Source organism: Paraglaciecola arctica, from assembly GCF_018861065.1.
Classification (GTDB): Bacteria; Pseudomonadota; Gammaproteobacteria; order Enterobacterales; family Alteromonadaceae; genus Paraglaciecola; species Paraglaciecola arctica_B.
The window spans coordinates 235,290-253,341 of sequence record NZ_JAHKQO010000015.1 but is presented as its reverse complement, the minus strand read 5'-3'; the positions used below and the strand labels follow the sequence as shown (position 1 = coordinate 253,341).

General features: G+C 40.0%; 13 protein-coding genes. 10 read left to right on the top strand and 3 right to left on the bottom strand.

The window, feature by feature from the left end; all coding sequences use genetic code 11:
• Positions 1–346: 346 nt before the first annotated feature.
• The gene (locus tag KO534_RS05760; RefSeq protein WP_215928315.1) at positions 347–856 is read right to left on the bottom strand and encodes a hypothetical protein; all 510 of its coding nucleotides are present in this window, start codon (positions 854–856) and stop codon (positions 347–349) included.
• Between the two features lie 128 nt (positions 857–984).
• Here KO534_RS05760 and KO534_RS05755 point away from each other — a divergent pair, with 128 nt between their 5' ends.
• From KO534_RS05755 to KO534_RS05740, 4 genes are all read left to right on the top strand, one after another.
• Positions 985–1,659: a rhomboid family intramembrane serine protease gene (locus tag KO534_RS05755; protein ID WP_215928312.1), complete on the top strand. Its 675-nt coding sequence runs from the start codon at positions 985–987 to the stop codon at positions 1,657–1,659.
• A gap of 8 nt (positions 1,660–1,667) precedes the next feature.
• On the top strand, positions 1,668–2,135 hold the full coding sequence (locus KO534_RS05750; RefSeq protein WP_215928310.1) for an acyl-CoA thioesterase: 468 nt from the start codon (positions 1,668–1,670) through the stop codon (positions 2,133–2,135).
• 136 nt (positions 2,136–2,271) lie between these two features.
• Positions 2,272–3,780, top strand: a complete 1,509-nt coding sequence (locus KO534_RS05745) for an MFS transporter (protein WP_215928308.1) — start codon at positions 2,272–2,274, stop codon at positions 3,778–3,780.
• Between the two features lie 64 nt (positions 3,781–3,844).
• Entirely contained in the window at positions 3,845–5,503 is a 1,659-nt protein-coding gene (locus tag KO534_RS05740) for an alpha-amylase family glycosyl hydrolase (RefSeq protein WP_436836575.1), read from the top strand.
• A gap of 4 nt (positions 5,504–5,507) precedes the next feature.
• On the opposite strand, the gene KO534_RS05735 is transcribed toward KO534_RS05740, so the two are convergent.
• Positions 5,508–6,533 carry a LacI family DNA-binding transcriptional regulator gene (locus tag KO534_RS05735; RefSeq protein ID WP_215928306.1) on the bottom strand — a complete coding sequence of 342 codons (1,026 nt, stop codon included), beginning with the start codon at positions 6,531–6,533 and terminating at the stop codon, positions 5,508–5,510.
• A gap of 248 nt (positions 6,534–6,781) precedes the next feature.
• On the opposite strand from KO534_RS05735, the gene glnS reads away from it, so the two are divergent.
• Positions 6,782–8,449 (top strand): glutamine--tRNA ligase, encoded by a 1,668-nt coding sequence (gene glnS / locus KO534_RS05730; protein WP_215928304.1) that lies wholly within the window; start codon positions 6,782–6,784, stop codon positions 8,447–8,449.
• 83 nt (positions 8,450–8,532) lie between these two features.
• Here the strand turns inward: glnS and KO534_RS05725 are convergent, their stop codons facing one another.
• The gene (locus KO534_RS05725) at positions 8,533–9,276 is read right to left on the bottom strand and encodes a YciK family oxidoreductase (protein ID WP_215928302.1); all 744 of its coding nucleotides are present in this window, start codon (positions 9,274–9,276) and stop codon (positions 8,533–8,535) included.
• A gap of 288 nt (positions 9,277–9,564) precedes the next feature.
• On the opposite strand from KO534_RS05725, the gene KO534_RS05720 reads away from it, so the two are divergent.
• The 5 genes from KO534_RS05720 to KO534_RS05700 all read left to right on the top strand — a co-directional run bounded on the left by KO534_RS05720 (position 9,565) and on the right by KO534_RS05700 (position 18,035).
• Positions 9,565–12,165 carry a VolA/Pla-1 family phospholipase gene (locus KO534_RS05720; protein WP_215928300.1) on the top strand — a complete coding sequence of 867 codons (2,601 nt, stop codon included), beginning with the start codon at positions 9,565–9,567 and terminating at the stop codon, positions 12,163–12,165.
• Between the two features lie 99 nt (positions 12,166–12,264).
• Positions 12,265–13,302 (top strand): protease SohB, encoded by a 1,038-nt coding sequence (sohB, locus tag KO534_RS05715; protein WP_215928298.1) that lies wholly within the window; start codon positions 12,265–12,267, stop codon positions 13,300–13,302.
• 386 nt (positions 13,303–13,688) lie between these two features.
• Positions 13,689–16,262 carry a TonB-dependent receptor plug domain-containing protein gene (locus KO534_RS05710; protein ID WP_215928296.1) on the top strand — a complete coding sequence of 858 codons (2,574 nt, stop codon included), beginning with the start codon at positions 13,689–13,691 and terminating at the stop codon, positions 16,260–16,262.
• A 151-nt stretch (positions 16,263–16,413) separates the two neighbouring features.
• On the top strand, positions 16,414–16,971 hold the full coding sequence (locus tag KO534_RS05705) for an RNA polymerase sigma factor (protein WP_215928294.1): 558 nt from the start codon (positions 16,414–16,416) through the stop codon (positions 16,969–16,971).
• Complete coding sequence (locus KO534_RS05700; protein WP_215928292.1) at positions 16,971–18,035, top strand: FecR family protein; 1,065 nt, start codon at positions 16,971–16,973, stop codon at positions 18,033–18,035. Before KO534_RS05705 ends, KO534_RS05700 begins: the two co-directional genes overlap by 1 nt.
• Positions 18,036–18,052: the final 17 nt, after the last annotated feature.

The following is an 18,052-nucleotide window of genomic DNA, read 5'->3' as shown; positions in this document are numbered from 1 at the left end:
GTTCGACTACGCAAAGCTAATTATTCTATTTGCTTATTTATTTTTCTTTTTACAATTAAAATCAGTTATTTAACTTGAAAAAGTGAGGGTTTGTCAAACCTTAAGTTGTTGTACAAGGCACAAAGAGTATTTCGATGGCGTTTTTCAATACATCTTTTGATTTGCAGAGGTGGCAGGGCTTTCATTAAGGAGCAGGTGGCTAGGTTAGGTATTCGTATTTGCCGATAATTCAAAATGGCGTACAAACCAGTTCATAATCCATAATTTATTGGCATTGTGCGACAGATATAACCGGTTAGCTGTTAGCGCAGCGTTAAATTAGAACGCTATGGGTTATTGCCTAGCGTTATTTTGACGCTACTAATATGTCTCGGTCGTAATTGTCGGTTGTTAACGCTTCTCTTGCGTTTCCTTCACATTGAATGTCCTGCTCAGTTATGACAAATATATCAAAACGTTTGCCAGGAATCAGACTGGCTTTCAAGGCCGGTTTTGCTGCAATCTTATAACTTTTACCAGCCTCAATATCGATTGCAAATTTGACTCCATCGGCGTCACCACCGCCAAGTAAACGAGACTTATTGCATATTCCACTTGTACAAATGGCGTAACCAGTAAATTCATGAACACCCGGTGAAAGTGAAAATGTTGCAAAACCGCTAGATTCAAAGGGGGTTCTCGCTATTCCGGCTTGCTTCGGGAAAGTTAACCGATCACCATTGTGCTTTTCTAGAGTGACCGCAAAATCGCCTTGTGTAACCATGGAATTAGCAATTAGTTTTCCACAGGATTGGGAGTAACAAAGGTGAGAAAACCCTAATAAAGTAACTAAATAAGTAATTGTTGTGAGTTTCATTTATTGATCCCTTTGGGAAACTGCCACGATTATCTTTGTACGCATTATGAAACCGAGTATATGAACTTTAACTGAATAATTAAAGACAGCCTCCTTTAAAATAAAATGTTCTACCCAATATCAGTGTCATGAAAGATAACACCAGACTCAAACAAAGCATTTTCTATACCTTGTGTTTTATAGGCATTTTATGGTGCATTAAATCGGCACAAATATTATTCAACCTAAACCTGAGTGGTTTGGGGTTAGTCCCTTTGCATGCAATGGGGTTGGTTGGGATCATTACAGCACCGTTAATTCATGGCTCGTTGGAACATCTATTTAATAATACCTTTGCGATCCTGATATTAACGAGCTTCTTATATTATGGTTATCCAAAATCTTGGTGGAAGGTCATAGGATTAGTCTGGATTTTGTCAGGAATTGGGGTGTGGTTATTAGCACGCGAGGCGAGCCACATCGGAGCAAGCGGTTTAACCCACGGCATGTTTTTCTTTATGTTTGTTGTCAGCATCTTTCGCCGTGATAAAAGTTCTGTGGCTATTATGATGATTGCATTCTTACTGTATGGTGGAATGACAATGACGATATTCCCCAGAGAAGAGGGCACCTCTTTTGAGTATCATTTCTTTGGAGCCATCGCGGGCGTCTTTGCTGCGCTAATTTGGCGTAATAATGATCCTAAACCACAAGTAGAACGCTACGAATGGGAAGGTCAAGACGACGACTCAGAAATAGATCAAGAAGAGCCGTGGCAAGTTGATATATCATCAGAAATAGAAACACATCAGAGACTGCACTAAGGAACAAAATGCCAAATAAACATTCGGACCTACAATCTAACTTCACTGTTCTTATGAGGGTTCGATATGGCGAATGTGATGCGCAACAAGTGGTATTTAACGCTCGTTATGCAGATTATATCGATGTGGCCATGACTGAATATTTCAGAGAAGCACTGGGTGGCTTTGAGACTTTATTGGCTAAAGGGTTAGATAATCAAGTGGTCAGTTTACAGATTGATTGGCTTTCCTCTGCAAGATTTGATGATGTGCTAGAGATCAATGTTGCAACAAAAAAAGTCGGTAACACATCATATAGTTTCGAGTTGACTATTAGTCATGCCCACTCAAAATCGAAGATTGCCAATTGTAGTATTACCTACGTGATGGTCGATACTAAAACTTACCAGAAAACCCCCGTTCCAAACTGGCTAAGGGACACACTCTGTAATGCCAAACCTTTACCACTAGTGAATCAATCAGGCGTCTTTAGATAGCCTGAATACGTATGCATTAAGTTGTTGATTTACTTATAATCAGGGTACTCTCTGCAGTACCAATTTACTTTTTATTAACAGTTGTGATGCATCTGCGCTATAGGCAAATCATCACGTATGTATTAGAGAATGTTTAATGCACAAAACAAAACCCCAATTAAATTTTTGGCAAATCTGGAATATGTGTTTTGGATTTTTAGGTATTCAATTTGGTTTTGCCTTACAGAATTCTAACGTTAGCCGTATCTTTGAAGCCTTAGGCGCAGACTACAGTAATTTAGCTGTTCTGTGGGTCGCAGCGCCAATCACAGGGTTAATTGTACAGCCTATTATTGGTTACTTGAGTGACAATACGTGGAATCGTTTAGGGCGCAGGCGACCTTATTTTTTGTGGGGAGCAATAGCCGCTAGTTTGTCATTATTTATTATGCCCAATTCGCCAACGCTGTGGTTAGCTGCGGGTATGTTATGGATTATGGATGCGTCAATTAATGTCTCTATGGAACCCTTTAGAGCTTTTGTTGGAGATATGTTACCTAAAAAGCAGCGCGCCATGGGGTATGCGATGCAAACCTTCTTTATAGGTGTTGGGGCAGTCGTGGCCTCTGCCTTGCCGTGGATGATGACCAATTGGTTTAATATCAGTAATGTTGCGCCACCTGGAATGATCCCAGAGTCTGTTAAGTTTTCATTTTATGCAGGTGGCAGTATATTTTTAGTAGCGGTACTTTGGACTGTGTTTTCCACTAAGGAATATTCACCAGAATTACTTGCAGCCTATGAAGAGGCGCAATCATCTAAAGAAGGCACTCATAGCGAACCACAAATTCCACGTTCTAGTCATGCCTATTTTCGCGGTGGGTGTATCTATTTGGCTATAGGGATAGGCTTATATTTTGTTATTGCTGGCAATATCGATAGCCTAGATAAAAACCTATATATTCTGGCCGGAGGTTTAAGTGCCTTTGGAATTTGCCAACTCATTGCGGCGTATTTAAGTAAAAACTCAGTGGCTACTAATGGTTTTTCTGAAGTCATGAACGATTTGTTTGCTATGCCTCAAGCGATGCGACAATTAGCTGTTGTGCAGTTTTTTTCGTGGTTTCCGCTGTTTGCTATGTGGATCTATACCAATTCGGCTGTCACTTCATTCCATTATTCCAGCACTGATGTTACCTCAGCTGTATATAATGAGGGAGCGGATTGGGTGTCAATCCTTATGGCTACCTATAATGGAGTATCAATATTTGCCGCTATTATTATTCCCATAATTGTACGATTTTCAAATTTACAATTTGCTCACTTGATTAATTTATCTTTAGGTGGAGTGGGATTCATATCTTTCATATTTATTAGAGATCCTGCTTGGTTAGTGCTATCTATGGTTGGAGTTGGATTTGCGTGGGCCTCTATTTTATCGGTTCCCTATGCCATCTTGTCTAATGTTTTGCCCGCTAAAAAAATGGGCGTTTATATGGGGATATTTAACTTTTTTATTGTCATTCCACAGATCCTAGCCGCAAGTATTTTAGGGTTTTTGGTAACCAAAATATTTGATAATCAACCTGTATACGCTCTAGTAATTGGCGGCTGCAGTATGTTGATAGCGGGCATAATGACTCTACGCGTAAAAATCCCAGATTAGGAATTCAATTGTGCTAAGTACAAATAATAATTTAGTAACTGTGGCATTAATATCTTGTATGTTGATGTCGTCTTGCCAACCCGAAAACAATATTAAAAACAACAAGATTTCTAGGGAAAATACTGCCGCAACAGAATTCTATGGAACAAAACATCCCTTTGCGAAAGAAGCCGTATATTTTGTGATGACCGACCGTTTTGTTGACGGAGATCCAAGCAACAATCAAATGCAGCAAGGAGAAGAATGGCCGACATTTGACATCCCTCTGACGGGTGAAAATGGAGAATCCGCCAATGTAGGGTATTTAGGTGGAGATTTAAAAGGAGTATTAGATAACGGTCAATATATTAGCGATATGGGATTTACGGCGGTTTGGTTAACGCCAATTTTGGATAATCCTGATCAAGCCTTTTCTGGCGGTGACCCTATTGAGTTTGGCGGTGCTTTTAAGGATGGAGGAAAGACAGGTTATCATGGCTATTGGGCCAATAATTTTTATCAAATTGATGAACATTATCCTTCAGTCAACTTAGGATACAAAGAATACACTCAACAAATGCGACAACGATTTAGTCTTAAATCTGTTTTTGATATTGTTGCAAATCACGGTTCCCCCTCTTTTGATATGCCAATAGATCAGCCCAAATTTGGCGAATTGTATGACATTGAAGGGAATTTAGTGGCTGACCATCAAAACCTTAGGCCTGAAGAATTAGATGTCAATAACCCACTTCACAAGATGTTCCATACTACTCCAGATATCATGCAACTCTCCAATCTCAATGATAGATCTCCTGCATTACAGGAGTATCTAATTAATTCCTATTTATATTGGATAGAGCAGGGAGCAGATGCGTTTCGTATTGATACTATTAAACACGTACCTCACGCTTTTTGGCGGCTTATGTCGGATAAAGTGAGGGCTAAACATCCAGACTTTTTTATGTTTGGTGAAAGCTTTAATCATGATGCAAATTTTTTAGCGCAGCATACGTTACCGAAAAATGGTGGCATCAGTGTATTAGACTTTGTAGGTAAAAGTGCTCTGGTTGAAACCTTTGAAAACCCGGAAAGTGATTATGGGAAATTGGCTTATTATTTACATTTAACCCACGGTCCCTATGTCAATCCTTATGAATTGACGACTTTTTACGATAATCACGATATGCCCAGATTGAATGCTACAGATGAAGGTTTTATTGATGTTCATAACTGGTTATTTACCAGTCGTGGTATTCCAGTTATTTATCAAGGATCCGAAATGGCGTTTATGCGTGGAAAATCTGAGCATATGGGTAATAGAAACTATTTTGGGCAAGATAATATTGAGCTCGCGAAGAAACATAAAATACACGAAGCGTTGTCTAAGATTGCCAGAGTGCGAAAAAATATCCAAGCGTTGCAAAGTGGATTGCAAGTTAATATTGAATTAGCTGGAAATAAAGCCGCTTTTTACCGTGTACTGGTGCTAAACGGGATTTCACAAACAGTCTTAGTGTTATTAAATAAGGGTGACCACCATGCTGATTTTAATGTAAATAAGTATATGCAAGAAGGTAACTGGATCAGCCAAATGAGCGATGACGAAATCACTATTAACCAGTCAAACTTGCAATTAAACACGCAGGTGGCAGCCCATTCAGTTGCGGTTTGGCTGCGTGAGGGTGAGATCTCAAATGCACTTTTAGTTGAAGAGTTGCAACGACTGATGAAAAATAAATAGTAGCCTAAGGTGTTCCACTCGATTGGCGCACGACTAAATCAACGGGCATTAGATAGTGGGGGACATGTTCCCCACTAATTAATTTAAGCAAACTATCGACTAATATCTCTCCAGCCAATTTTGTATTTTGATGCACGGTTGTTAATGCGGGATTGGCAAAACTAGAAATGGGGATGTTATCAAAACCGGCAATGGCGACATCATTGGGGATACTAAGGCCATTTTCTTGTAAACACCGCATTGCTCCCAAGGCAATTAAATCACTGGCGCAAAACAGCGCATCAAATTGATTTCCTGTATTCAATAGCTTTTTTACTGCTTGATAACCTGATTGCTCAGTAGAAATTGCGTCAAATTGCATGTCTTTCTCTACTCTTAGGCCAGAATCCTTTAATGCCTGGCAATGCCCTAAGTATCGCTCTTTAAATTCAGGTGCTTGACTGCCTGCTTCACCAATAAATGCAAATTTGTTCCGCTGCATTGTTAATATATGTTGGGTAACATCAAATCCACCTTGCATATTATCACAGCCAATCGAAACCCCAGGATGGTCAACGTCGTGGGCGCCCCATCGAACAAAATGCGTGCCTTGTTCTTCTAATTTTGACAGCTTGTCACGGTAATCCGTATAGTCACCGTAGCCCAATAAAATCAGACCGTCAGCTTTGTTTGAATCTTCATATTCAGCATGCCAATCATCATTTAGGTTTTGAAACGATACCAATAAATCGTAGCCGGCTTTAGTGCTTGCTTTGGTTATACTGCCCAACATGGATAGAAAAAATGGATTGATTAGAGAATCGTCGGAAGTTGGATCTTCAAATAACAACAGAGCTAGCGTTAAGCTGTGCTGACGACGCAAATTGCTGGCGTTTTTATCAACTTTGTAGTTTAGCTCTGCGGCAATGGCTTGAATTTTGTCTCGAGTTTCTTTATTCACTAACGGGCTATTGCGCAATGCTCTGGATACCGTAGACTGGGAAACACCTGCTCGATGGGCAATATCAAAAGAAGTGGCTTTATCTCTCATAATTATTGGCTACTGCATTCCTAAGTAAAACTTGAAATCACGAACAATTTCTATATATGCCAGTATCTTAGATTGTTTTGTAACAATTTAACATCGACTTTTTATTGCTTCGACTTCGATCATTTCAAAATCATTCTTTGTAGTTAGCAATATATAACTATTTGTGGAGTAAAAATTATTATCTTGATATTCGATACTGGTATAATATCCGGCTTAATATTCGTAAGTTTTACCAAGAGGGTGCATTAATGGCCGAGACTGACAGTCGTCCGACCAATTTTATTCGTCAAATCATAGATAAAGATATTAACGAAGGTTTACATACAACAATCCAGACTCGTTTTCCACCAGAGCCAAATGGGTATTTGCATATTGGTCATGCTAAGTCTATTTGTTTAAATTTTGGCATCGCACAGGATTATCATGGTCATTGTAACCTTAGATTTGATGATACTAACCCTGAGAAAGAAGACATAGATTACGTTAACTCGATTCAACAAGATGTTAATTGGTTAGGTTTTAGTTGGAGTGGCGAAGTGCGCTATTCGTCTAACTACTTTGATCAACTTTACGCTTTCGCGGTGGAATTAATTAATAAGGGGCTTGCTTATGTTGATTTTTCTACTCAAGAGCAAATGCGGGAGTTGCGCGGTACCTTAAAGGAGCCTGGTAAAAATAGTCAATATCGTGATACCAGTGCCACTGAGAATTTAGCACTGTTTGAAAAAATGAGAAATGGTGAATTTAAAGAAGGCGAGTGTTTGCTTAGGGCAAAAATAGATATGAGCTCGCCTTTTATGTGTATGCGCGACCCCGCATTGTATCGTGTTAGATTCGCGCACCATCACCAAACGGGAGATAAATGGTGCATCTACCCAATGTACGACTTTACACATTGTATTTCAGATGCAATTGAAGGCATTACACACTCGCTGTGTACTTTAGAGTTTCAAGACAATAGACGTTTATATGATTGGGTGTTAAGCAATATCACAATTGACAGCACGCCTCATCAATATGAATTTTCAAGGTTAAACCTGGAGTACACGGTATTAAGTAAACGTAAATTAATTCAATTGGTCGAAGATAATCAAGTGAGTGGTTGGGATGATCCGCGTATGCCAACTGTTGCTGGTTTGCGTCGTCGTGGATATACATCAGCGTCGATACGTGAATTTTGCAAACGTATTGGGGTAACTAAAATGGATAATATGGTTGAAATGTCTGTTTTAGAAGCCTGTTTGAGAGAAGAGCTAAATGCTCAAGCGCCCAGAGCGATGGCAGTACTTGAACCTTTAAAACTTGTAATAGAAAACTACCAAGGTAGTGAAGTCGAAAACTTGAGTGCAGCGAATCACCCTGCGAATGAATCAATGGGAAGTAGAGAAGTGCCATTTGGTAGAGAGATCTTTATTGAAGCTGAAGACTTCAAAGAAGAAGCCAATAAAAAGTTTAAACGTTTAGTTTTAGGTAAAGAAGTACGCTTAAGAAATGCTTACGTGATAAAGGCTGAGCGTGTAGAAAAAGATGAACAAGGGAATATCACCACGGTTTATTGTAGCTATGATAAAGATACCTTAGGTAAAGATCCTGCTGACGGTAGGAAAGTTAAGGGTGTGATCCATTGGGTGTCTGCATCTCATGGCGTGCCCGCGGAAATTCGATTATACGATCGACTGTTTAAGGTGCCTAATCCCGCCGCAGAACAAGATTTCTTAGACAGTATCAATGAAGAGTCTTTGGTTGTTAAGCAAGGTATCGTTGAACCTAGCCTTGTTGATGTGCAACTTAACACTCCAATGCAGTTTGAACGAACAGGATACTTTTGCAAAGACCAAGATAGTGCTGCGGACAGGTTAGTTTTTAATCGAGCGGTTGGGTTAAGAGATACTTGGGCGAGGATGGATCAGGGCTAGAAACAAAACAAGTAACCCAAAAAACGGACTTTAATGTCCGTTTTTTTTGAGGGTTACACTAGTATTTTAAGAATGCTGAGATGTCATTTAGGTTGTGCTTCGAAGGTTTGGCCATTTGCTGCCTTAGATTGGCTATCCATTAGATACAAGTAAAGCGGCATTATTTGTTGTGGTGGTGTTACTTGATCTGCATTTTCAGCAGGATAGGCTTTAGCTCGCATTGCTGTTTTTGTAGCACCAGGATTAATACAATTAAAACGAATGTTGCTGTTTTCGTATTCATCTGCCAACACTTCCATCATGCCTTGAGTTGCAAACTTTGAAATCGAGTAAGGACCCCAGTAGGCTCGGCCTTTGATTCCAACACTAGAAGTAGTGAATATAACTGAAGATTGCTGCGCTTTTTGTAACACACCCAATAAAGCTTGGGTCATTAAAAACTGGCTAGTAACATTGACTTGTATGACGTTTTGCCAATCTTGTTCGCTTATTTGTGAAAATGGTCCTAAATGACCTAACAAACTAGCGTTGTGTAATAATCCATCTAAACAACCAAATTGATCACTTATCGTATTTGCCATATCACGGTAATGTTGTGCGGTGGCTCCTTGTAAATCTAACGGAACTATCGCCGGTTCGTTGCCTTGGTTGTCGATGATTTCATCATAAACACTTTCTAACTTTGCAACGGTTTTTCCAAGTAAAATTACAGTCGCGCCATATTTCGCGTAATGCAGCGCTGCTTGTCTACCAATACCGTCTCCGGCTCCAGTTACAAGGATAGTTTTTTTCTCTAAATAGTTTTTTTCTGGTGTATAGGAATGCATAATAAACATCTAAATAAATCGATGAACTAATGGTATCACTGTTGTACCGCGCTACGAAAGTCACAGCTTAAAGTAGTAAGTGATTTTTGTTCGAGATTATTATCTAAACTTTGCAAGTAACACATAAAGGAAATAGTATACAAACAACTCAACTGGTCACACCATTTACACAACTCACTTACATCTTTTTAAAGTGCGTGCACATTTAAAGCGAGCCTAAAAGCTATTAATTACAATTGTCTAAAATATAAAATGAATCGACGTTAAGACGTTAAACAGGGGTAAACAATGAAAAAAATAATACTTATGTCAGGGATCATTACACTATTCGGATTGTCCGCTTGTGGAGGTGATCTTCCAGGCGACGTACAGGTAATCGATGAAACACAAGAGGTGGTGTTAGAAGAGCCCTATGCCAGGATTATATTTAATCCTGCGACCGCTGATTTAAACGTTCCAAATGATTTTTTAATGATCCCGAGCGGGGATTTTTTTGACTTTACCCTAAATACGGAAGGGGACAATGAGTTTGACGCTGCGGATCCACTGCATACTCTCAGTGCATTAGACGGATGGTCCACTCATATGCCTTTTGCTATTCGTGTTGCGTTTCCAGATGACTTGGATATCGATGCTGCTACTGTCTCTGGTGAATCTATAAGAATTTTTGAAGCGACACAGGCCCTTGAAGGAGTGTCTGAAAATTGTCAGGGGTTAGCTGCAACTATTGGAGCCCCAGGCGTTCCTTGTGAATTAGGTAATGAGTTAACCTATGGTGTCGATTTTGTAGCTTCATACACTGCTGGAACCGGATCGATTAGTGTCGTTCCTTTAGCACCAATGAAAGCCGCTCAAGGTCATATGCTGGTTGTCACTGAAGAATTAAAGTCGACCGATGGCCGGGCCGTTAAAGGTTCTATCAGCTGGGAGTTAGCGCGTCAAAATATCGCAACTAATCCTTTAGGTTCCGATGATCTATTGCAACTACAGGGCTTGGTAAACGCATTGGTCAATGTGTTGGAGCCACAAGGGCTAACTGCTACGGACGTTTCATATGCCGCTTATTTTTCTACCCAATCTAGCGGCGAAGTATTAAGTACTATCAAAACCTTAAATATCGCCTCTTATGCTCAGGCATATCAACAATCCTTAGCGAGTGGTGCTGATTTAGCAACAGCCAAGGCGTTTGCTTCGCAATACTTGCCTCTTATCACCACAAATTTTACGGAAAACTTAGATAGTGTATTTGAGAACTTCGCTTCTTTATTATTGACTGAAGCTGAACTGGCTGGATTAGCAAGTGTCGGTCTAGACACCTGTGACGGGTTAATTGCTGCAGTCTCGGATCCTGATTCTGAGTTGAACGCGCAAGCCACTGCAACCTTTGCGCAAGTCGGCTTATTTTGTAATGCGACTATTGTTGAGGGTGAGGTAAAGTTACCGTATTACTCAAGTACCTCTAACCCTGCCAGTGATTGGTGGCAAAGCGCTTGTACGAGTGGTGCAACGCTGCAATCACTAGGTACTGAAATAGTCCTTGGTTTAGTTGAGGCGGGACAAGTTGGCGCTAATAACGCTTTATGTCAGTTGGCCTCTGATGGGGTATTGTTTGATTTGGATTTAACTAGTTTAGGTATGCAAGACCCAAGAAATTTGACCAAGTTTAGTCCGATTCCTGTGTCACAAGGCCGTCAAACAGATGATGAAACCACATTATATAATGAAGCTGGATCCGAGAAGGTAAGTGTTCTGTTTACGGTTCCTGATGAGTCGGTCATTGCGCTTATTTCTGCCGCGTCATCGGGCGCGATCCCCGCGCTTACTAAGCCAGAAAATGGCTGGCCCGTAGTGGTGTTTCAACATGGAATTGGTCAGTCAAAAAGTAATGCGCTGTTAGTTGCTTCAGCTTTGGCGATGGCGGGATACGCCTCAGCAGCGATTGATCATCCTTTACATGGTGACCGGGTCATAACCTTAGATGATGAAAGTTATGGTAGTGACGAGTATCTTAACCTATTAAGTTTATTAACCGCTCGTGATAACACTCGCCAAAGTATTGCTGATATTGTTGCTTTTAGGTTAGCCCTAAACAATATTAATGATACTACGGGGTTAGTTGATTTAGATGTGTCAGAAGTGCATTTTATAGGACAGAGTTTAGGTGCCATTTACGGCACGGGAGCAACTGCTATTGCAAATCAAAGTTTAGCAGGGGATTTATCGGCATTTGATACAATGTATGCATTCCAAACTGCTGTCATTAACGTACCCACTGGTGGCTTAGGGGCGGGTCTATTTGATTCACCTAGCATTGGCCCGGATATTAAAGGCTCGCTTTTGGCAACGACATCGGTTGAGTTTTTGGAGTTCTTAGCGGGATTTGCTGCCCAAAATGGTATTACTACTGAAGCGGCAATTGGCCCAGCTTATTCCGCTTTCTTTGGATTGCTAGGCGCTGAACAAGCTGCAGCCATAAATGATACCTTTACGGCATTCGCTTTCGCAGCACAAACAGTGATGGACGCATCTGATCCAATTAGTTTCGCAGCTGAATTGACTAGTCGCACGCCAACTTTGGTGCAGTTAGTCGTAGGTGGCGGAACTAATGACGATGGCAGTACCGCGTTGACAGATCAAGTTAATCCCGTTACTACCTCGTTACCTTTAGTCGGTGGCCAACCATTGGCAGATATTATGGGGTTATCGCAGGTGTCTTCGTCTTCTATGGGAAGTGGTGTGGTTCGATTTATTTCAGGTAGTCACTCTTCGTTTTTAAGTCCATTAGACAGTGTTGCAACTACCACAGAAATGCAAAATCAAGCCGTATCATTTATTGTATCCGATGGTGAAAGCATAGTGGTTTCTGACACATCAGTTGTTGAAAACTAAGTCAATTTACGCATTATTCAAAGCCAAGTTTACACACTTGGCTTTTTTTGTGATTTTTTATCCCCATATCACCCGAAACATTTTGAGGAGTAAACGGTTTTGGAATTTTTATACGAATACGGATTATTTATCGCTAAAGCGATAACAATAGTAGTGGCCATTCTATTGGCACTTGGCGGTATCATTGGGTTAGTAAGTAAACAAAAACAAGGAAAAGGCCACCTTGAAATCAACTCGTTGTCAGACAAGTTAGAGTCAATCACCGAATTTGCTAGAAGTGAGTTGTTAAATAAGGACGAACTAAAACAATTTCACAAGGAACAAAAAAAAGCCTTAAAAGCTAAGAAAAAACAAAGTAAGTCCCAAGACACAGATAACGCTAAACAGGGGAAGCTTTTTGTTGTAGATTTTTCTGGGTCGATGGATGCACATGAAGTGGACTACTTGCGAGAAGAAATAACCGCTATTTTATGTGTGGCTAAGCCTGAAGATGAGGTGTTAGTTAGGCTCGAAAGTGGCGGCGGAGTAGTGCACGGTTATGGTTTAGCAGCCTCGCAGTTACAAAGAATCAAAGACAAAAAGATTAAACTTACCATATCTGTAGACAAGGTTGCTGCAAGTGGTGGTTACATGATGGCTTGTGTTGCTGATCAGGTGTTAGCGGCTAAGTTTGCGATCATTGGTTCCATTGGTGTGATAGCTCAGTTACCGAATTTTAATAAATTGTTGAAGAAAAGTAATATCGATTTTGAGCAACACACAGCGGGAGAATTTAAACGGACTTTAACCATGTTCGGAGAAAATAACGAGCAAGGTAGAGAGAAATTTAAAGCGGAATTGGAAGACGTACACCATATGTTCAAGGACTTTGTGCAATCTCAAAGGCCTGAGTTAGAAATAGGGAAGGTAGCAACAGGCGAGTATTGGTATGGTATTAAGGCGAAAGAGTTGGGCTTAGTGGATGAAATCCAAACCTCAGACGATTATGTATTGAACGCCAACGAAAACAAAAAAATATTCACTGTTAAGTACAGCATGAAAAAAAGTTTACCTGAAAGACTTGGTTTAGCCGCTAGTTTATCGATCGAGTCGCTACTAATGAAACTCTGGAATAAAAGTGATACTAACTTTCGATAAAATACTTTAGATAAAAATAGTTTAATTAGAGGGGAAGGTGACTCAGCCTTCTCCGAATTTACAAGATAAGTAACATAAAAGATTGCAGGCCAATTAAATTACCGGTAAATACAGACAGTTTGAGTCTGAACTACTACACAAGACAGCTCCGCAACCGTTATAGACAAAGCACAAAGTAAAATCCTCTATCAAAAAATATATATTTTTTATTTTCAGCAATTAGTTTGTTTTTCGGCCGTGTCAGGTATATAAATTAAATGCGCCTATCCTATTTGGGGGCGTTTACAGGACACACTAAGCAAGCACTTAATGGCTAATTGAAGGTTAAATATTTTCACTTCAAAGTCTTTAAGCATTATAAAAAATTATTAAGCTGGAAAACAACTATGAAAACGTCAATCACAAAGCTAGCGAATAATATTCGCTACGTTATAGCTGCCTCTGCGGCAGCTAGTGTAATTACTGTATCACCTGCACTCGCTCAAGAAGCTGAAACAGAAGAAAGTGTCGAGAAAATTGCGGTTGTAGGCTCTCGAGCCGCTCCTCGTTCTGTCGCTGATTCACCGGTACCTGTCGATATTATCGGAGGTGACGAATTATCTAAGTCAGGTTCAGTTGACATGTTAGACATGTTAATCAGTTCGGTTCCCTCTTTTAATTCACGAGCCCAACCAATTTCTGATGCGGCTACTCTAATTCGACCAATTAACTTAAGAGGTTTGTCTTCGGACAGTACGTTAATTTTGGTAAATGGTAAGCGTCGCCATAGAGCCTCTGTTATCGCATTCCAAGGTGGCGGTATTAATGATGGTGCCCAAGGTCCTGATATTTCAGTGATTCCAAGTGCAGCATTAAAGCAAGTTGAAGTCCTTAGAGATGGTGCTGCTGCACAATATGGTTCTGATGCTATCGCTGGTGTGATGAACTTCGTGCTTAAAGATGCAGCTGACGGCGGGTCCTTGTCAATTAAACATGGGGAGTATTATGAAGGTGATGGTACCGCTACTATTATAGATGGCAATGTAGGCTTACCTTTAACAGAAGATGGTTTTGTAAACTTAAGCTTTCAGTTAAAAAATGCAGATGCGACTAGTCGTAGTAGGCAGCGCACAGACGCAGCAGCACTTATAGCTGCTGGTAACACTTCTATCGGCGATCCAGCGCAAATATGGGGTAACCCAGAAATTAATGATGATATTACTATTTTTGCGAATGCTGGTATTGATTTAGGCGACGATAAAGAAGTGTATATGTTTGGTAACTTCTCCGAACGAGATGCAATAGGTGGTTTCTATTATCGGAATCCGCACAATCGTGGCAATGTGTATTCTATTGATGGTGGTGAAACGCTATTGGTAGGAGATGTCGCGCAATCCCAAGGAGCTGAGCGTACTTGTGCAGTTGTGCCAGCAAATGTTCCCAACGTGCTTGAAACAGATGCCTACCAAGATATGGTAGCGGATCCCAATTGTTTTGCGATGAATCAGATATTCCCTGGCGGATATACACCGGCGTTTGGTGGAACTATCACAGACACATCTTTGGCAGTGGGAACAAAAGGTGAGATAAAAGAAGGATTCTTAGCAGATGTGTTTTTTGACTTAAGTGGTAGCATTGGTAAGAGTGAATCTTCATTTAACCTTACCAATACACTGAATCCTTCCTTAGGTTTAAGTACCCCGACTGAATTTGATACTGGTAGCTATATTCAGCTAGAAAAAACCGTCAACCTAGATTTGGTCAAAAGTGTTGAAGCGGGTCTCTATGAACCAATCAACGTGGCTGGCGGTTTAGAATGGCGTAGTGAATCCTTTGAGATTGTAGCTGGTGAAGAAGCTTCATGGTTGGCGGGTCCTTATGCAGACCAAGGATTTAATATTGGTTCTCATGGATTTAAAGGTTTTGGGCCAGAAGCCGCAGGTAAAAATTCTCGTCACAATATCGCCGCTTACGTTGATGTTGAAGCCTATGTCACTGAAGACTTGTTACTGGGTGGCGCAATACGTTATGAGGACTTTTCTAGTTTTGGGGACACCACTAACTATAAATTGACATTGCAATATGCCGTGTCAGACGAATTTTCGATTCGTGGTTCTAGTAGTACAGGTTTTAGAGCGCCAACAGTAGGCCAAGCCAATGTGGTTAATACTGCAACTTCAATAGTTGAAGGCAATTTGATTCAAAGCTTTACTGCGCCTCCAACGGATCCGTTAGCTTCATTTTATGGTGGTAAAGAGTTAACCCCAGAAGATTCTACTAGTTATGCGTTTGGTGGTGTTTATCAATCAGGAGATTTTTTCTTTACTCTTGATTACTACAATATTGAAGTTGAAGATCGTATAACACAATCTAGTCAAATTAGTGTTTTAGCTGAAGATTACGCTGAACTAGAAGCGCTTGGTGTGCAAAATCCTGAGTTGATATCGGCCGTTACCTATTTTGCTAACGATTTTGATACGACTACAGAAGGTGTGGATATCGTAGCAAATTACTCAATGGAAATCTTCGATAGTAGTGATACCGATTTTTCTTTGGCTTACAACTGGAACGAAACAAGTGTTGATAAGTTCAACCCCGACACTACTAGTGATGGTAAAGTACGCAGATTAGAAAGAGGTGTGCCTAACCACAGAGCAACCTTTACGGTGTCACAAAACTGGGATGCATTAAGCATGTTTGTTCGCACCAATTATTTTGGTGAGTATTACGCAACTCATGCCGATGATACTTCTGACACTTGGTCTGAAATCGCTAGTGCGGCGGTCACTGTCGATGTTGAAGTGAACTTTTTCTTAAGTGATCAAGTGACTATTACTGCTGGCGCAAACAATGTGTTTGACCAAAAAGCTGAACGGTTACAGCTCGAAGCAAGAGCTGTAGTCGGTGGCGTTTTCTATGAAAGTGGACCGTTTGACTATAACGGCGGTTTTTATTACGTAAAAGCTACATATAACTTTTAGTTAGTTGCATAAGTAAAAGCCTTGCCATTTGTGGCAAGGCTTTTTAATGGGATAATAGATGGTAGTATTAACGTGCTTCATGGCAGTAATACATATTTTCAGCAAGTGATGAAACTACGCCAATACTCTGGTTAGTTTTTTGGATCAATCAATGCAGTATAAATCGACAATGGAATCGACCTATTTGAAATGTAGCGCGCTATTAGCGAAGGTTATAGGTGGCATTGTTAAAAACGAAGATGTTGAAGACATTGTTCAAGAAACTTTTATTAAAAGTTACGAAGCGGGTCTAAAACAAGAAATAAAATTTGAACGAACCTACATGCTTAAAACAGCTAGAAACCTAGCTCTAAATCATGTTTCAAAAGCGAGTGAACGCAAAAACCAATCATTAGATGAAATGAAAGATTTACCTGGTGATTTAACCAGTAAAAGTCTTGAAAGTCAGATTGAAAGTAAAGAGCGTTTTTTAAATTTTTGCCGTGCTACTGATACCTTATCAGTAGAAGTGAAAAGAGTATTCTTACTAAAAAAAGTTTACGGAATGAGTCAAAGAGATATCGCTAGGCACATTGGAATAAGTGAAAGTACAGTAGAAAAACATGTGGCTAAAGGGCTATACCAATGTTCTCTTTATTTACAGCAATTAGTCGAATCAGAGACTCAACAAGTAACTTCGATATTGAAGCACGGTGAAACAAACAAATAATGAACAACGTTAAAACATTTAGTAGCAAACAAGATATTCATAAGCAAGCTTGCGAATGGATCAGTCGTTTTGATCGTGGATTAAGCGAAGTTGAAGACAAAGCGTTTTCAGATTGGGTTAACATCAGTAGTTTTCATAGACAAAGTCTATTTGCAGTAGCACAAACTTGGGATGAATTAAGTGTTTTAAATGAATTAAGCTCGTTATTTCCACTACGTGATAACCATGTGCGTAACACCAAAATTTCTGTAAATAGAAAAGTAATGGGTATTGCTGCTAGTGTTATATTTGTAGTTATTAGTAGTTTTGCTTGGTTTGCCAATCCTAAATTTATGACAGGTACCGAGGATCCTTCCTTAGTGGCGCTCAAAGCAGAAACATCAGTTGGCGAGCAACGAGTCATTTCCTTAGCAGATGGATCAGTTATTCATTTAAATACAGATAGTTTTGTTTCGGTTGATTTTTCTGACGCGTTAAGAAATGTCCATTTATTGCGGGGTGAAGCACACTTTGAGGTCGCCCATGATGAAACACGACCATTTATTGTTAAGGCAGCCGCCAATACAGTGACGGCTGTAGGAACGGCCTTTAATGTGCAATTGAATAATGCTGATCAGTTTGAATTGTTGGTAACTGAAGGAAAAGTTTTAGTTAAAAATAAAACCGATGATCTAGCCAAAACCGCTAGTGATAGTAGTTTACAAACACTCGATAGTTCAGGCGAGTTAATGATAGCAGGGCAAAAGGCATTGATTAGTCAACAGACAATTCACCCGGTTACCTTGTCAAATGAACAAGTTCAGAATGATTTAGCGTGGCAACAAGGTATGTTGGTGTTTCATGGTGAACCTCTTGCTGACGCGCTACAGGAAATCAGCCGTTATACACCAGTCAATTTCAAATTGGCAGACCAACAAGTGAAAGAGCAAAGAGTGGCAGGATATTTTAAAGCGGGTGATATTCAAGGCTTACTATTTGCCCTTGAGAACAATTTTAATATTGTTTATTCAAAAATCGACAAGCAAACAATAGTGTTGTCTTCAGGAAAACAAGAATATCTATAAGCAGTCTATGTTGGTGG